This is a genomic window from Colwellia ponticola, assembly GCF_005885605.1.
Lineage (GTDB): Bacteria > Pseudomonadota > Gammaproteobacteria > Enterobacterales > Alteromonadaceae > Colwellia > Colwellia ponticola.
Genome location: NZ_SZVP01000008.1, coordinates 1 through 16,800 on the forward strand (window position 1 = coordinate 1; position 16,800 = coordinate 16,800).

General features: G+C 38.9%; 12 protein-coding genes and 1 pseudogene. 5 read left to right on the forward strand and 8 right to left on the reverse strand.

The window, feature by feature from the left end; genetic code table 11:
* Nucleotides 1-99: 99 nt before the first annotated feature.
* Nucleotides 100-633 (forward strand): annotated as a pseudogene (locus tag FCS21_RS09515) (IS3 family transposase); the annotation flags it as partial.
* Nucleotides 634-636: 3 nt separating this feature from the next.
* Here FCS21_RS09515 and FCS21_RS09520 read toward each other — a convergent pair.
* The 3 genes from FCS21_RS09520 to FCS21_RS09530 all read right to left on the reverse strand — a co-directional run bounded on the left by FCS21_RS09520 (nt 637) and on the right by FCS21_RS09530 (nt 2,584).
* Entirely contained in the window at nt 637-954 is a 318-nt protein-coding gene (locus FCS21_RS09520; protein WP_138622774.1) for a hypothetical protein, read from the reverse strand.
* A gap of 204 nt (nt 955-1,158) precedes the next feature.
* A complete protein-coding gene (gene ssb / locus FCS21_RS09525) occupies nt 1,159-1,890 on the reverse strand; it encodes a single-stranded DNA-binding protein (RefSeq protein WP_138622776.1) in 732 nt (243 codons plus the stop codon).
* 304 nt (nt 1,891-2,194) lie between these two features.
* Nucleotides 2,195-2,584: an acyl-CoA thioesterase gene (locus FCS21_RS09530; RefSeq protein WP_138622778.1), complete on the reverse strand. Its 390-nt coding sequence runs from the start codon at nt 2,582-2,584 to the stop codon at nt 2,195-2,197.
* A gap of 305 nt (nt 2,585-2,889) precedes the next feature.
* On the opposite strand from FCS21_RS09530, the gene FCS21_RS09535 reads away from it, so the two are divergent.
* Complete coding sequence (locus FCS21_RS09535) at nt 2,890-4,566, forward strand: hypothetical protein (protein ID WP_246047154.1); 1,677 nt, start codon at nt 2,890-2,892, stop codon at nt 4,564-4,566.
* 28 nt (nt 4,567-4,594) lie between these two features.
* On the opposite strand, the gene pssA is transcribed toward FCS21_RS09535, so the two are convergent.
* Nucleotides 4,595-5,923 (reverse strand): CDP-diacylglycerol--serine O-phosphatidyltransferase, encoded by a 1,329-nt coding sequence (gene pssA, locus FCS21_RS09540; protein ID WP_138622782.1) that lies wholly within the window; start codon nt 5,921-5,923, stop codon nt 4,595-4,597.
* Nucleotides 5,924-6,039: 116 nt separating this feature from the next.
* Nucleotides 6,040-8,082, reverse strand: a complete 2,043-nt coding sequence (locus FCS21_RS09545; RefSeq protein WP_138622784.1) for an oxidoreductase — start codon at nt 8,080-8,082, stop codon at nt 6,040-6,042.
* A gap of 142 nt (nt 8,083-8,224) precedes the next feature.
* Between FCS21_RS09545 and FCS21_RS09550 the strand changes: the two genes are divergently transcribed.
* Nucleotides 8,225-8,710, forward strand: a complete 486-nt coding sequence (locus FCS21_RS09550) for a GreA/GreB family elongation factor (protein WP_138622786.1) — start codon at nt 8,225-8,227, stop codon at nt 8,708-8,710.
* Between the two features lie 161 nt (nt 8,711-8,871).
* Here the strand turns inward: FCS21_RS09550 and FCS21_RS09555 are convergent, their stop codons facing one another.
* Nucleotides 8,872-9,081 (reverse strand): dodecin, encoded by a 210-nt coding sequence (locus tag FCS21_RS09555; protein ID WP_138622788.1) that lies wholly within the window; start codon nt 9,079-9,081, stop codon nt 8,872-8,874.
* 147 nt (nt 9,082-9,228) lie between these two features.
* Nucleotides 9,229-10,593 (reverse strand): MFS transporter, encoded by a 1,365-nt coding sequence (locus FCS21_RS09560; RefSeq protein WP_138622790.1) that lies wholly within the window; start codon nt 10,591-10,593, stop codon nt 9,229-9,231.
* Between the two features lie 185 nt (nt 10,594-10,778).
* Here FCS21_RS09560 and uvrA point away from each other — a divergent pair, with 185 nt between their 5' ends.
* Together uvrA and FCS21_RS09570 are read left to right on the forward strand one after the other, a co-directional pair.
* Entirely contained in the window at nt 10,779-13,610 is a 2,832-nt protein-coding gene (uvrA, locus tag FCS21_RS09565) for an excinuclease ABC subunit UvrA (RefSeq protein ID WP_138622792.1), read from the forward strand.
* A gap of 271 nt (nt 13,611-13,881) precedes the next feature.
* A complete protein-coding gene (locus tag FCS21_RS09570; protein ID WP_138623008.1) occupies nt 13,882-15,774 on the forward strand; it encodes a propionyl-CoA synthetase in 1,893 nt (630 codons plus the stop codon).
* Between the two features lie 22 nt (nt 15,775-15,796).
* On the opposite strand, the gene FCS21_RS09575 is transcribed toward FCS21_RS09570, so the two are convergent.
* Nucleotides 15,797-16,657, reverse strand: coding sequence for a pseudouridine synthase (locus FCS21_RS09575; protein WP_246047165.1), 861 nt, complete (start codon nt 16,655-16,657; stop codon nt 15,797-15,799).
* Between the last annotated feature and the right edge of the window lie 143 nt (nt 16,658-16,800).

Sequence of the window (16,800 nt, forward strand, 5' to 3'; positions counted from 1 at the left end):
TGATGATCAGTTAAGTTAGTTTAAGAATGGCTCTACAAAATGGTAAATCAAGTGATCAAAGCTGATGAGAATCGGTGATCAAAGTCATGAGAATACGCACGCCAGTTTGCAGTATGTCAGCCGGATCAAGTTTGGTGCGGTGATATAACGTTTATTTGGACAGGGACTCGTTGGGCTTACCTGGCTGTTGTGATGGACTTATTTGCTCGAAAGTTAGTGGGTTGGGCAATGTCATATTCACCCGATACTAAGCTAGCAGCGAAAGCCTTATCAATGGCATTTGAGTCAAGAGGAAGACCCAAAGGCGTTATGTTCCATTCAGATCAAGGCAGTACCTATACGAGTAGAAATTATCGACAATTATTATGGCGTTATCAAATTGAACAAAGTATGAGTCGACGAGGCAATTGTTGGGATAATAGCCCGATGGAGCGATTCTTTAGAAGTTTAAAAACAGAATGGATACCAACAACGGGTTATCGCTCATTTATTGAAGCTGAAAGCTCAGTTGTTGACTACATCATTGGATATTACAGCAAAGTTAGACCTCACAGTTATAACGGAGGGTTAACACCGAATGAGTCAGAGAAAAGATACTGGCTTGAATACAAATCCGTGGCCAGTTTTACTTGACCACTACACAGCGCTTACAACAAGATTTTTAACAACTTTAGTATTTGAAAAATCTTTTCTAAGATGTGGAAGGAGACTGCCTGTCAATTCAGATTCAGTAAGGAATTTTCCTTCAGAAATCCTTTGGAAAATATCAATATTTTTATATTCCCATTCACAAACATACCCCAGAATTCTTAAATACTTATCTAAAGTCCCCCAACCTAAGCCCCTTTTTTTCATTATATATTCATTTTGGAGAATTAATGGCATGCCCATATCATCAACTAAACAAGGTAATCTTTCTCCGTCTTCATGTTTGATTATGATAGTTTTATACACTTTAGCTTTCCATTTTTAAATATTCCAAAACACAAAAGTTACTCTAATACATTGTTTGTTTTTTTTAAAGTACACGATGCGTTCTATTTTTAACTTATTTAAAGTTTACACTTTTATTTAATTAATAAAGACAAAACCCCTTGTTTTAAAACGAAAAAAGGCGAGCCTAAGCTCACCTTTCTTTACATTCTATAAATATTCCGGTCAGAACGGAATATCGTCATCAAAATCAATTGATGGTTCCTGTGGATTTACCTTAGGCGCTTGATTTTGCTGACCTTGATTTGCGAAACCACCTTGCTGTGCAGGTGATTGCTGCTGAGGAGCAAAACCGCCTTGATGTGCAGGTGCTTTTTGTTGGTGACTTTGGTTAGCAAAACCGCCTTGCTGCGCTGGTGCTTGCTGTTGACCTTGGTTAGCAAAACCGCCTTGATGTATAGGTGCTTGTTGCTGCCCTTGGTTAGCAAAACCGCCTTGCTGTGCGTGCTGCTGCCCTTGATTAGAGAAGCCACCTTGCTGCTGTCCTTGATTAGAGAAACCGCCTTGTTGCTGACCTTGGTTAGCAAAACCGCCGCCCTGCCCTTGCGATGGTTTACCATCTAGCATCTGCATGACACCGTTATAACCTTGAAGTACGATTTCAGTAGTGTATTGTTCTTGGCCTTGTTGATTGGTCCATTTACGTGTTTGTAAAGCACCTTCAAGATATACTTTTGAACCTTTTTTTAAGTATTCGCCAGCAATTTCAGCAAGTTTGCCAAACATAACAACACGATGCCATTCTGTTTTCTCTTTCTGCTCACCAGTTTGTTTATCTTTCCATGAGTCTGACGTTGCAACAGTAATGTTTGCTACTGCGCCGCCATTTGGCATAAAACGTACCTCAGGATCTTTGCCTAAGTTACCTACTATGATTACTTTATTTACACCCGCCATGAAGATATCCTATTAATTTGCGCTATTAAGACTTGCCCATTTCACCATCTAATGAAATAGAAAAAATGTCTGTCTTTGAAATTTAGTTTAAGAGACCAATTCTATAGTGAGCAGCGATCAAATTCGAGTGATATTTTGTTAAAAGTCTATTTATTTATTTTTCAAAATAGTTAAGTAAATAATATAAAAAATACAGCGTGCAACTAACAACAACCTTTTCCACTACTTAGTACGAGTACACTACTTTTTGCTTGTTACTCACTCAACTATTGTCACTCTCTCAACTTACAGACGCAACCTTTGACTAAATAAGGTGCTCTGTCAGTTTTACGCGAATATCATCAGCAATTTTTTTAGAGCGCTGTACTTTAAAATCAAAATTGACCATAGCAGTCGTGCCCGATACGCATTTTTCACCGTGTTGCCAAACTTCTTGATAGACATCAAACGAAGCACCACCAATACGACTAATAAATGTTTTTATTTCTATTTCTTCACCATAAAAAAGTTGCCCATGGTAAGACACTTCTATTTTAGCAATAATGAGTTGCCACTTTTTATGATCTAAATCAGGCGTAAAAAACTTAAAAACAGGCGTACGAGCACCTTCAAACCAAACCGGTATCTTGGTGTTATTTATGTGCCCTAATGCGTCGGTGTCACTAAAGAGCGGCATCATTTTTTCACTAAACATAGTTAACCCTTATACTTATTAAGAACTTAAATTTTATTAATATTCTTTAAAATTATCAGATAATGGTATCTTAACTGCTTTAGACATATTATAAATATAGAAATAATAAAAAATTTATCTTTAGCTTTACCGTACTTTATTTGTTGCGCTGGTTCTTATAGAGCAATACTTCAAAGTAACAGCTTAGCTTAGGAGTTATAACAATAATAAAACAATGCCGTGTTATCTCAGCCTTTTTACTAAAAATTGTACCTGTAACTTGGCGAAGTAATAGTGTCACTAAATCATTACTTGTCGCTAGCTTATTGTATATCGCTTTTTTTAGTAGTGTATCCGCGGCTGAACAAACTCAAAATACTGTAACGACAACCCACAAAGCAGTTAATAACCTTGTTGATGAAAAGTCGCACGAAGTAATGCCTGATGAGTCAACCAGTGAACAAGCACTCTGTGAGATAAAGCAGCCTACCATCACCTTCAAACCACAAACTATTTTTGATGAAAGTGAAGACGGTATTATTTTCTTGCATCGCTGGGCTAATGCCATTCATATTGATACCAAATTAATCACCTTAGAAAATGAAGCAACGTTTTTTATTAATAAGTGTACGAAAACTTTTGCCGATATGGCCGAGCTTGAGCGCCATTTACGCAGTAGAAGGTACCTAAGGGCGGCAAAGGTTACTCGTGATGATAATGAAGATATTACTGTTACCACCTGGGATAATTGGTCGCTTATGCCCACGATTAGCTTTGGTCGAAAGGGCGGGATTAATACCTACAGCTTTGGCATTAAAGAACGCAACTTACTGGGCTTAGGCATAGACACAGAAATTGAATCCTACAGTAACGCTCAGCGCTCTGGTTATAAGTTACACGCTAACATCCCTCTATTTCAAAAACAAAACACCTCGTTACAGTTAGGCTTTTCTGATAATGATGATGGTCAACAACGAAGTTTATTTTTACATAAAATGTTTGCTGGCTTTCATACCAAAACAGCATATGACATCGGCTTTAATGAAGAATCGCGTAACGATACATTGTTTCAAAATGGTAAAGACCACAGTATATTTGCACACGACATTAGTTTTAAAGAAGCCAGTTATGCTTGGTTAAATTTTAATAATGATTATAGTTTACTTAGGTACGCCGTCGGGGTAACACAAGCTAGAGATACGTTTTCCCCCCTGTCTATTGAAGAGAGTAACCAGTTAACCGGTCCGGTGTTAACCACTGTATTACCAGAAGATAGAGACATACTCTACCCATGGTTCGCTTTTGAATATTTACAAAAGGATTTTAAAGAATTAACAAACGTACACTTAATTACCCAAATAGAAGACTTTAACCATGGCTGGCACATTAATTCTAGCCTAGGTATAGCTAATGGTAGTAAAGAAGATTCGCCTTGGGCAATATGGAAGATGCGTATCAATAAAGGCTTTAATTTACATAACAATGCTTTATTGTTATTTGAATTAGCCTTGGCAAGCGACATTTATCAACAAAGAGCAAGTCGATTACTCGTTACCATGACCGGTGAATATTTTTATCAACTTAATTCAAACTGGGGCTTTTACTTAAGCAATGATAATGTTTTTAGCAAAAATCAGTATGTAGATAATCCGGTAACTATGGGGGGGAATACAGGTTTACGTGGTTTTCCTTTGCAATACCAGCATGGTCAAAATACCGTTAAAGTCACTTCAGAAATTAGATACTACCCTCATATTAATCTGTTTAAATTATTTGATTTAGCGGGTGTGGCATTTGCTGATGCCGGTAGAGCGTTAGGTCAATCGACTGTTGAGAATATAGAAGATGGCTGGTTAGGCTCTGTAGGGCTTGGCTTAAGGTTACATTCACCTCATTCAGGTGGTAACAATCCTATTATTCATATAGATTTTGCTTTTCCACAAAGTGATAATATAGAGATTAATCGCTTTGAGATAAGGGTACAGGCAAAAAAATCCTTTTAATGCCGTAGACGTTAGTGATGAAATCACTTTATAAGAAACGCTTTAACACTCTGTCTATTTGAGCTGCACGTATTTTTTTTAATAGTTTTTGTGGTTTTTCAGGGTAGTCTTCCACTGCTTCAATATCAGTAAAGTGTTTTACTTTGGTGGTATTGGCTAAAATCCCCCTTAATTCATCATCTGTTTTTGCTAAAAAATGCTTATTGGCATCATCAACAAGTAAGCCATTTTCTAAATCAAGCGCCCAAGCACGTGGGTTTAAATTGCTTCCGGTGATCAAGTGATAGCGATCATCAACGCGTAAACCTTTCAGGTGAAAACTATTGTCTTCGTCTTTCCACAGGTGGAAATTTAACAAACCTTGATCAATAAAGTTTTGGTAACGCTTAACAAAGCGCTTAAGCAACATTTCATAAACGTAAGGAATAATGCCAATAGCAGTAAAACGGTCATTGTTGCTAATAAAGAAATCATTAGCGGTTTTATCACCTACAACAATAGTGGTTTTCACGCCGCGCTTTAATGCTCTGATCACATCTCTAGCAAGCGAGTGAGGTAAATTAAAGTAAGGAGTGAACAACACAATATTATTATTTGCTTTTTGCACTAAACGACGCGTTGCTTTATTAAGCTCATTTTTACGTCGACCGAAGCCTACAAGTGGCGTAATGAAGACTTTATCACTAACAAGTTTTGACGGATTAAGACCTTGCGGTTGCGTCACGCTATAATGAGATTTTTTTAACTGCAACTTTAACGCCGCTAAGTTTTTCTTTTGCTCAAGTGCATCAGGTAATTCGGTTTGATTGAATAATGGTGCAAGCCCTGAATCAATAAAGTTGTCAATTAAGTAATCACAAAAACTGTCGGCTAAGATGGCGCTATTAATAGTGCAATAGCGATCTAAACGGTATCGCTCTGCCTGTTGTAAGTAAATATCATTAATGCTGGCACCGGTATAAAAAAGCTTGTCATCAAAGACCATACCTTTAAGGTGCAACACTCCAAAGACTTCTTTACGTTTTACCGCAACACCATAAATATTAAGTGTTTGAGGATATTCCTGCGCTAATTTCAAATACAGCGCACGGTTACCTAAGCTCGCTTTTTCTCCTATTAAACCACGTTTACCACGATTAAAGTCGACAAAAATATTAATTTCTATCTCTGGAAAATTAGCTTTCGCTTGATATAACGCGTGCAGAACTTCCCTACCCGCGTCATCATCTTGTAAATACAAGGCAGTAATAAAAATACGCTTGCGCGCACCTTTAATTAATAATAATAACTGCTGTTTATACTCTTTAGGCGTGGTAAAAAATTCAACATCACCGCCATCGACAATTATTTCGTGCACTATGTTTTATCTAAAAAAATATTAATTCACAACAGTATATCAATAGTTAACCGAATAAATATAGGTTTTTTATTCGGTTAACTGCCCTGCTTTTATCAGCTACGTACTAATTAAGCTTAAATTAACACAGCCAATTCAGCTGCTTGACGTATAGCACGTTTAGCATCTAGTTCTGAAGCAACATTAGCGCCACCGATAAGATGTACAGGTAAGCCGCCATCAATTAATGCTTGTTGCAAGTCTCGATTAGACTCTTGCCCTGCACAAATAATAATATTATCAACATCTAACGATTGCTCTTTACCATCAACCTCAATCACTAAGCCTTTATCAGTAATTGCTTTATAAGTTGCACCAGCAACCATGTTAACACCATGTTTAACTAAGTTAGCTCGATGAACCCAACCAGAGGTTTTACCCAAACCTTTACCCACTTTAGTGGTTTTACGCTGTAACAAGGTAATATTTCTTTGCGGTGTATGTTTGGGTATATCGTTTTTATTGAGTAATGCCCCATTTTGCAAATAATCTTTATCAACCCCCCAGTTTTTAAGCCACGCTTCTGGATCGTTAGTTAATGATTTTTCTGACAAGTAGGTTGCGACATCAAAGCCAATGCCACCAGCACCAATAATTGCAACATTCTTACCTACTTCAACTTTATCGCGCAGTACTTGTAAGTATGTCAGTACCTTTTTACTAGCAAAACCTTCCTCTAACCCTTCAATAGTAAGTTTTCTTGGTTTAATACCCGTCGCAAGTACCACCTCGTCAAAACCAGCCTTAATAAGTTTTTCTGCACTTTGCTCACTATTAAGGTGTACTTTAATATCATGTAAACTCAGTTGCTTGTTAAAGTAACGTAAGGTTTCAAAAAACTCCTCTTTACCTGGAATTTGTTTGGCGACATTGAACTGACCGCCTATTTCACTAATTTTATCAAATAGCTCAACCTGATGACCACGCTCTGCAGCATAAACACTAAAGGCTAACCCAGCAGGTCCTGCGCCAATTACCGCTAACTTTTTAGCTTTTTTAGCTTTTTCTAACACCAATTCCGTTTCATAACACGCCATTGGGTTAACTAAACAAGAAGCGCGTTTTTGTTCAAAAACATGGTCTAAACACGCTTGGTTACAACCAATACAGGTATTAATTTCATCAGATTTATTATCAGCGGCTTTATTAACAAAGTTAGCATCAGCAAGAAAAGGTCTTGCCATAGAAACCATATCCGCTTGTCCTGTTGCTAAGACTTGTTCAGCAACTTCAGGAGTATTAATGCGGTTAGTGGTGATTAATGGTAGAGAAACTTCTTGCTTCATTCGCTCAGTAATCCAAGTAAATGCGGCTCTTGGTACAGAGGTAACTATGGTAGGAACACGTGCTTCATGCCAACCAATGCCAGTATTAATAAGCGTAGCGCCAGCTTGCTCAACAGCTTTCGCCATCGTAACAACTTCTTGCCAAGTATTACCGCCTTCTACTAAATCCAACATAGATAACCGAAAAATGATAATAAATTTTTCGCCTACTTTAGCGCGTACTGCTTTGATAGTGTCAATGGCTAGGCGCATTCTATTTTCAATACTGCCGCCCCATTCATCGCTACGTTTGTTGGTTCTAACACAGGCGAATTGGTTAATTAAATAGCCTTCTGAGCCCATTATTTCTACGCCATCGTAACCTGCTTTAGCGGCTAACTTAGCTGAATAAGCATAATCTTTAATGGTAGATTTAATTTGTCTTACCGACATTGCTTTAGGGGTAAACGGTGAAATAGGTGATTTAACTTTACTTGGCGCGACACTAAACGGATGATAAGCATAACGACCAGTATGTAATAACTGTAAGCAAATTTTAGTAGGATATTTATGCACAGCATCGGTAACTTGTTTATGCTTTTTGGTTTGCCAAAAATGGCTTAACTCACTACCAAAAGGAGCAATTCTACCACGTAAGTTAGGACTGACACCGCCAGTAACAATCAAGCCAACACCACCTTTTGCTCTCGCTTGATAAAAAGCGGCTAGTTTAGCAAAGCCACCGCGCTCTTCTTCAAGACCGGTGTGCATTGATCCCATTAGGACACGGTTTGCTAATTGGGTAAAGCCAAGATCTAAAGGGGCTAATAAGTGTGGGTAGGCAGTTGTTGTCATAATTTTACTCTGCAATTGGTCGTACCAGTTAATGTATACTGATTAATTTACTGACATTTAGACAAAAATACAAGTTATACTCATTTGTTAAAGTTAAATGTAGTTCGTCTATTTAGACACCAATATAATAGATTAAAGATTTATGCCCAATAAAAAACAGTTAATAGCACTTATACTCGCTGAGCTTATCAAGAAACATCAACAAGCGATTGATGCGGCTAACGATGCCCATGCTGCAGCGGTTGATGATCAAAGCGTTGCTGAAACGCAATATGATACCTTAGCAATAGAAGCAAGTTATTTAGCTGAGGGGCAATCTAGGCGTGTGATTGAATTCCAGCATGCTATTGATGCTTACAAAAAGCTAAATACCGTTGAGTTTGATAGTGATGATGTTATTTCGCTAGGGGCTTTAGTGCAGTTATCGGCAGATTTAATGCGTAATAGTTGGTTTTTTATTGGTCCCGCAGCGGCTGGCTTTCGTTGTCAGTTAGGCCCAGAAAGTATTACCGTTATCACCCCTAAGTCTCCTATGGGTATGGCATTATTAGGTAAACAACAAGATGATGATATAACAGTGATGATTGGCAGTAATAAGCTCGAAGACTATATTGCTACGCTCAAATAACACCACTGCTATCTATTAAAAGGTTAAAAGCTTAGGCTAACTTCTGAGTTGTTCTAAACTGTTCTTAGCTATTCTGAACTGCTCAGTTTTATTTTGCTTGGTTTATTTGTTAGCTAAGACTTTTGTTTAATTTTTCAATGTAAGCTTTACCGAGTTAGTCCCTAAGCTACTTTAAAACCTACTTTCAACGTCACTTGGTAGTGACCAACAGCGCCGTTAACTATATGGCCTCTTGTTTCTATCACCTCAAACCAGTCCATATTCTTAACGGTTTTATTACACTCTGCTAGAGCACTTTCTATTGCTGCTTCAATACTCGTTGGCGATGAACCCACTATTTCAATTTTTTTGTAAGTATGATGTTCAGACATAATAATCTCCATTCGGTTAAGTAAAAAGTTACGTTGTACTGGCAACTTGGTATCACCATAACACTATTTACGTCGCTTTATCTAACACTAGTCTAGCTGATTTTTGATAGATTGCTTAACAAAAGCGAAGGTAATTAATGCTGATATTTAGCTTTTTAGTAAGGCTTTAATCGCCACTAAATCAACCACTTTATCATCAACTTTTAAATAAGCAACCGCTTCGGTGTGTACTAATGTTGCTTCAATAACCCCTGGCATATTAATTAACTGTTCAGCCATTTTTTCTGCTTGTGCTTCACTGGTAATATTAACGGCAAAACTAAAGCTTTTTGATTTCTTTAAAGGTTGCATACCAAAACTTAATAACAACCAAATAACCGTCACTAAGGCCATTGCTAAGAAAATAGTTTGCTCACCAAACTTACTCGCAATATAGCCGCCAACAATACCGCCAACAAAGGCCCCTAAAAATTGGCTACTTGAATAAATCCCCATCACACTACCTTTAACGCCTGCTGGTGCTATGCGCGAGAGAATTGATGGCATAGTCGCTTCTAAGTAGTTAAAAGCTGTGAAAAATAGCACTACAGATAGCACTAAACTCCAAAAGCCTAACGGTAATATCCACAGTAACGCTAGTGCCAATGCTAATAAAGTAATAGCTGCACTAAACATCGGTTTTTCTTGCTGTTTTTTAATGGCAAAAATCATAAAAGGCACCATCAAAAAGAAAGAGCCTAATAAAGCAGGTAAGTAGACTTGCCAATGATTTTCAAGCGATAAACCACTCGCGACAAACTGTTTAGGTAAGGTAACAAAACAGGCCGTAAGTGCCATATGAAGAATAAAAACGCCTCCGTTTAAACGTGATAATTGTGGATGGCGAATCAAACGGGAAATTTGATCCGGTAAAGCAACATTATCACCACGCGGCGCTTTATTGACTGAATTAGGTACCATAAATTGAATCAAGCCCATGGCGACAATAGTCAATACACCGGTGAACCAAAACAAGCCACTTAAGCCAAAAGCATCAGCAACTATTGGCCCTAAAATCATTGCAAAGGTAAATGATAAACCAATAAACATACCAATGGTCGCCATTACTTTCGGTCGCTGCTCTTCTCGACTTAAATCAGCAGCCAAAGCCAAAATAGCACTAGCAATAGCGCCCATACCTTGAATAGCTCGACCGAGGACAACCCCGTAAATAGTGTCAGACATTGCCGCGACTACGCTACCAATAAGAAAGACCACTAAACCTGCCAAAATAACCGGTTTTCGACCAAACTTATCTGACAAAATCCCCATAGGTATTTGTAACAAAGCCTGGGTAAGACCATAGGCTCCAATCGCTAAGCCTAACCAAATAGGGCTATAACCGGTAAGTTGTTCACCATAAATAGCGAATACCGGTAAGATCATAAATAAGCCTAACATGCGAACACCAAAGACACTGGCTAAGGAGAAGGCGGCTTTTTTCTCAATACGGTTTAAACCTGAAAGACTCATAACGTTGCTAAAACCTAAAATAGATAAAGAGGAGGGAGGAAAATCTTGGATAGTTTACCACGCAAATAAACACAAAAAAATCCCACAATGAAAACAAAATCTTGTCTCAGGGATCTGTTTTTATGCGCTAACTTTTATGACATACTAGACGTTTATATTTTATCGCTATTTGAGTTAAAAAACCTATGAAAAGTATTGAAATCAGAGGGGCTCGTACGCACAACCTCAAAGACTTTAATTTAACAATTCCCCGAGATAAACTGGTGGTAATTACGGGTCTTTCAGGTTCAGGAAAGTCCTCCCTCGCTTTCGATACACTTTATGCTGAAGGACAACGTCGTTATGTAGAGTCACTCTCGGCTTATGCTCGCCAATTTCTCTCGTTAATGGAAAAGCCTGATGTTGATCATATTGAAGGCTTATCGCCCGCTATTTCGATTGAACAAAAATCAACCTCACATAACCCGCGTTCAACCGTAGGCACCATTACTGAAATATATGATTATTTACGCTTATTGTACGCCCGAGTAGGTGAGCCACGTTGTCCTGAACATGGTCAAGCACTGGCTGCGCAAACTATTTCACAAATGGTTGATAAAGTTTTAGCTCTGGAAGAAGGCACTAAAGTGATGTTGCTTGCGCCTATTGTGCAAGACCGTAAAGGTGAGCATGTAAAATTACTTGATAACTTAGCCGCGCAAGGTTTTATTCGTGCCCGTATTGACGGTGAAGTGTGTGATTTATCTGATCCACCGTCGCTCGAGTTACAAAAAAAGCATACTATTGAAGTGGTGGTTGATCGCATCAAAGTACGTGACGATATTCAATTACGTTTATCAGAGTCTTTTGAAACCACTTTAGGTTTAACCTCTGGTACGGCCAAAGTCGCGTTTATGGATGAACCTGACAGAGAAGAATTAATTTTCTCAGCTAACTTTGCTTGTCCGCACTGTGGTTACAGTATGCAAGAGTTAGAGCCGCGTTTGTTTTCTTTTAATAATCCCGCAGGTGCTTGTCAAACCTGTGATGGTTTAGGTATTGAGCAATATTTTGATAGTGCTCGCGTGATTGCCAACGCAGAGTTAAGCCTTGCGGGTGGTGCTGTTCGTGGTTGGGACAAACGTAACTTTTATTACTTTCAAATGCTACAAGCCCTTGCTAGCCATTATAAATTTAATGTTGATAAACCGTTTAATAGCCTGTCAGCAAAAATACAAAAAATTGTCCTTTACGGCAGTGGCGAGCAAGACATTGAATTTAAGTATATGAACGATCGTGGTGATGTTGTGGTGCGCAAGCACCCGTTTGAAGGCATCGTAAATAATATGCAGCGTCGCTACAAAGAAACGGAATCAAACGCGGTACGAGATGAGTTAGGCAAATACCTTAATTCTCAACATTGCCCAGATTGTCATGGTAGTCGCTTACGTCTAGAGGCGCGTAATGTCTTTATTGAAGATACGCCACTGACCGTTGTTGCGGATTTTTCTATTAGTGATGCGCTTAACTTCTTCCAAGGGCTAACGCTTACTGGTCAAAGAAAGCAAGTGGCCGAAAAAATCTTAAAAGAAGTGAATGAACGCTTAGGCTTCCTAGTTAACGTCGGCCTTAATTACCTCAACTTATCACGTGGTGCAAACACACTATCTGGCGGTGAAGCGCAGCGAATTCGTCTTGCTAGTCAAATTGGTGCGGGTTTAGTCGGTGTTATGTACGTCTTAGATGAGCCTTCTATTGGTCTGCACCAACGTGATAATGAACGTTTACTGGGCACCTTGTTACACCTGCGTGATTTAGGCAATACTGTTATTGTTGTTGAGCATGATGAAGACGCTATTCGCGCCGCAGATTTTGTCGTTGATATTGGCCCTGGCGCCGGCGTACATGGTGGTGAAATTATCGCCCAAGGCACCGTTGATGACATACTCAACTGTAAAGAGTCGTTAACCGGAAAATACCTCTCTGGCGTTGAAAAAATTGAAATTCCTACGCAGCGTCACCCTTTTGATAAAAAAAGCGTCGTTACTCTCAAGGGCGCAAGTGGTAATAACTTAAAAAATGTTAATTTAGTTATTCCTACAGGCTTAATGACCTGTGTTACTGGTGTTTCAGGCTCAGGGAAATCAACCCTTATTAACGATACCTTGTATAAACTAGCACATATAGAACTTAATGGTGCCACGGTTGATGAACCCGCGCCGTATAAAAGTATAGAAGGCTTAGACTTGTTAGATAAGGTGATCGAAATTGATCAAAGCCCTATTGGTAGAACACCGCGCTCTAACCCAGCGACCTACACCGGTATATTTACCGCTATTCGCGACATATTTGCCGCCACGCAAGAGTCTCGTTCGCGTGGTTATAAATCAGGTCGCTTTAGCTTTAATGTTAAGGGGGGTCGCTGTGAAGCCTGTCAAGGCGATGGCATGATCAAGGTAGAAATGCACTTTTTGCCTGATGTTTATGTCCCTTGTGATGTTTGTAAGAGTAAGCGCTATAACCGTGAAACCTTAGAAGTGTTATACAAGGGTAAGAACATTCATCAAGTACTAGATATGACTATTGAAGATGCTTTTGACTTTTTCAAAGCGATACCGGCGATAAAGCGTAAGCTACAAACCTTAGTGGATGTCGGTTTAAGTTATATCAAGTTAGGGCAATCGGCGGTAACTCTTTCAGGTGGTGAAGCGCAGCGCGTAAAACTATCAAAAGAGTTATCAAAAAGAGATACCGGCAAGACCTTATATATTCTTGATGAACCAACCACAGGTTTGCATTTTCACGATATTAAACAGTTGCTCAACGTGATTCATCGACTGCGCGACCATGGTAATACTATTGTGGTGATTGAGCATAACTTAGATGTGGTTAAAACCGCTGATTGGGTTATTGATTTAGGCCCTGAAGGCGGTGCTGGTGGTGGTGAAATATTAGTCACGGGTACACCTGAACAAGTGGCTAAACATAAAACCTCACATACAGCTCGGTTTTTAAAACCTTTACTTGCTTTAAAGTAACACGGTTTATTTAACCCTATCCAAGCGCAATATTACTTATAAGTGATATTGCGCTTTTAAATAACAACGATTGCTTTGCTTATTCAATCATTTAGGCAACCACTTACCTCCTTCTCTCCCTTGTAGCAAGTGCGCTATCACTAACCGATATTTTACGTGATATTGTCATTCACCTATAAAAATGCTCAAATATTAGGCTAAAGTCTAATTGGTTAATTTTGTCGACAGTTCTACAGTGTGGGTATATAAAAAAACTGCTAAGGTCGATATGATGGAAAAACTAAAAGACTCAATAAAAATAGATGATTCAATTAAAAAATATTGGCAAGAACAAGCCCAGCAAGTCGCTTGGTATAAAAAGCCAGAAACTATATTGTCGACAAATAATGACTCTTGGTATGATTGGTATACTGATGGTGAGCTAAATTCTTGTTATTTAGCGTTAGATTATCATGTTGAACAAGGTCGTGGCGAACAAACCGCGCTTATCTATGATTCACCAGTAACCGGGCAAAAACAAAAATTTAGCTACAGTGAGCTCACTAGTTTAGTGGCAAAGTTTGCCGGTGTATTGCGTGATCAAGGGGTGAACAAAGGCGATCGAGTATTAATATACATGCCAATGATCCCACAAGCAGCTATTGCAATGTTAGCCTGTGCTCGCTTAGGCGCAATTCACTCGGTAGTCTTTGGTGGTTTTGCCGCCCATGAACTCGCTGTGCGTATTAATGATGCTGAGCCTACCATTATTATTGGTGCCAGTTGTGGTATTGAAATAGACAAGGTTATTCCCTATAAGCCCTTAATTGATGAAGCTATCGAAATAGCAACTCATAAACCACAACACTGTATCATTTACCAAAGAGAACAAGCGCAAGCAACCCTTATACCAAGCAGAGATCTTAACTGGCAAGCACAAATGGATATTGCGGTTGAAATACCACCGGTGTCCGTTAACAGTACCGATCCACTTTATATTTTATATACTTCAGGCACCACAGGTAAACCTAAAGGTGTGGTTAGAGATAATGGTGGTCATGCTGTTGCCATGCTTTATAGCATGAAGCATGTCTATGGTATGCACACAGGGGATGTTTTTTGGGCTGCTTCAGATGTAGGCTGGGTTGTTGGGCATTCATATATTATTTACGGCACCTTAATGGCTGGCTGTACTACGATAATGTATGAAGGAAAACCTATTAGAACACCTGATGCGGGCGCTTTTTGGCGTGTCTGCGCTGAGTATAAGGTTAATGCCTTATTTTCAGCACCAACGGCATTTCGTGCTATTGGCAAAGAAGATCCTAAAGGTGAGTTATTAAAAAATTACGATCTTTCTTCATTAAAACGTTTATATCTAGCAGGCGAACGTTTAGATCCCGCAACTTACTATTGGCTTAAAGACACCACACAATTACCAGTAATCGATCATTGGTGGCAAACAGAAACTGGTTGGCCCATTGCCAGCACCCCCTTAGATGACGGTCATGGTAATGTGGTAGCCACAAAAGCAGGCTCAGCTGGTTTTCCTATCAAAGGTTATGATGTACAGATTCTTGATGCCAGCGGTAAACAAGTTCCCGCAGGACAACAAGGTAGTGTGGCAATAAAACTACCGCTTCCTCCAGGCTGTTTAGCCACGGTTTATCGTGATCCACAGCGTTTAATATCAGGGTACTTATCAGATTTCCCTGGCTACTATACCTCAGGAGATGGTGGTTATATTGATGAAGCAGGCTATCTTTTTATCATGGGGCGTATTGACGATGTTATTAACGTTGCTGGTCATCGTTTATCAACCGGAGAAATGGAAGAAGTATTATCAAGTCACCCTGCGGTAGCAGAATGCGCCGTTGTTGGCATTGATGATTCATTAAAAGGGCAAGTCCCCTTAGGTTTAGTGGTAATAAAAAATGGTATTTCTGCCAGTGATGAAGAGCTTATTAGTGAGTTAAAACAAAGTATTCGCAATGATATTGGGGCAATAGCCTCATTAAAAAACTTAGTGATTATCGATAGATTACCCAAAACGCGATCTGGTAAAATCCTACGAAAAACATTAAGACAAATGATTGACGGAGAAGAAATTGATATTCCGTCAACCATAGAGGATATCCAAGTGATTACCGAGCTTTCAAGCCGATTGGTAAATATTAATAAATAACAATAATATTGACCAAAAATCGTTACTTTTGTGTTTTAAGACTGTTGTAAGGCCAGCAGTCTTGAGACTTCGCTGGTTTGACATCATTGGCTTTATTAACTTCCTTGACGTTCGTTAACTGAGTTAAGCGTTCACTCGTGGCTGCTTTAGTTTTAGCATTAGTGACCACTTGGGCAGTCAAATCGATAGTGTTATCAACACCTGTATTACTAACCTCTTGAGCCTGTCCCGTTTTACTTGAACCCTGCACTGCTTGATTAATTTCAGCCATTTCGCTGGTGGTTAAATTACGCCATTGCCCCGACTTTAAATTAGTTAGGTCGATGCTCATAATACGAATACGCTTTAATTGTGTTACTTCGTAATCAAGGTATTCACACATACGACGAATTTGGCGGTTAAGCCCTTGAGTCAGAATAATGCTAAACACAAAGCGACTTTTCATTTGAACAATACAAGGTTTAGTAATAGTACCTAAAATAGGTACGCCACGAGACATGCGGGTAATAAAGCGTTCGCTAATGGGTTTATCCACCGTAACAATATATTCTTTATCGTGGGCATTTTCAGCACGTAATATTTTATTAACAATATCGCCGTCACTCGTTAGAAATATCAAGCCTTCTGAAGGCTTGTCTAAACGACCAATAGGAAATATACGTTTTGTATGACCTACAGCGTCAATGATATTACCACGCACATGTTTTTCAGTAGTACAGGTAATGCCAATGGGTTTATTATAAGCAATGTAAATTCGATCAGATTTATCGCCACTAATAGGCGCTATATCATAGCCGTCTACCTTAACAATATCGCCCTCTAGCACCTTAGTACCCAGCTCTGGTATTTTATCATTGATAGTTACGCGGTTATTTTCTATCATTTTGTCAGCACTACGGCGCGAGCAAAAACCTGAATCACTAATGTATTTATTTAGACGTTTTGGAAAAGTTGATGTGGTCACTGTAATCGTTGCTCATTTTATTTTGTACATTCTCATTGAGCAGTATTATACTCAAAATCAAC

Coding starts and splice junctions, on each gene's coding strand:
- ssb (WP_138622776.1), bottom strand. CDS start 1,890: ATGGCGGGTGTAAATAAAGTAATCATAGTAGGTAACTTAGGCAAAGAT.
- FCS21_RS09530 (WP_138622778.1), bottom strand. CDS start 2,584: ATGTTTAGTGAAAAAATGATGCCGCTCTTTAGTGACACCGACGCATTA.
- FCS21_RS09545 (WP_138622784.1), bottom strand. CDS start 8,082: ATGACAACAACTGCCTACCCACACTTATTAGCCCCTTTAGATCTTGGC.
- FCS21_RS09550 (WP_138622786.1), top strand. CDS start 8,225: ATGCCCAATAAAAAACAGTTAATAGCACTTATACTCGCTGAGCTTATC.
- FCS21_RS09555 (WP_138622788.1), bottom strand. CDS start 9,081: ATGTCTGAACATCATACTTACAAAAAAATTGAAATAGTGGGTTCATCG.
- FCS21_RS09560 (WP_138622790.1), bottom strand. CDS start 10,593: ATGAGTCTTTCAGGTTTAAACCGTATTGAGAAAAAAGCCGCCTTCTCC.
- uvrA (WP_138622792.1), top strand. CDS start 10,779: ATGAAAAGTATTGAAATCAGAGGGGCTCGTACGCACAACCTCAAAGAC.
- FCS21_RS09570 (WP_138623008.1), top strand. CDS start 13,882: ATGGAAAAACTAAAAGACTCAATAAAAATAGATGATTCAATTAAAAAA.
- FCS21_RS09575 (WP_246047165.1), bottom strand. CDS start 16,657: ATGATAGAAAATAACCGCGTAACTATCAATGATAAAATACCAGAGCTG.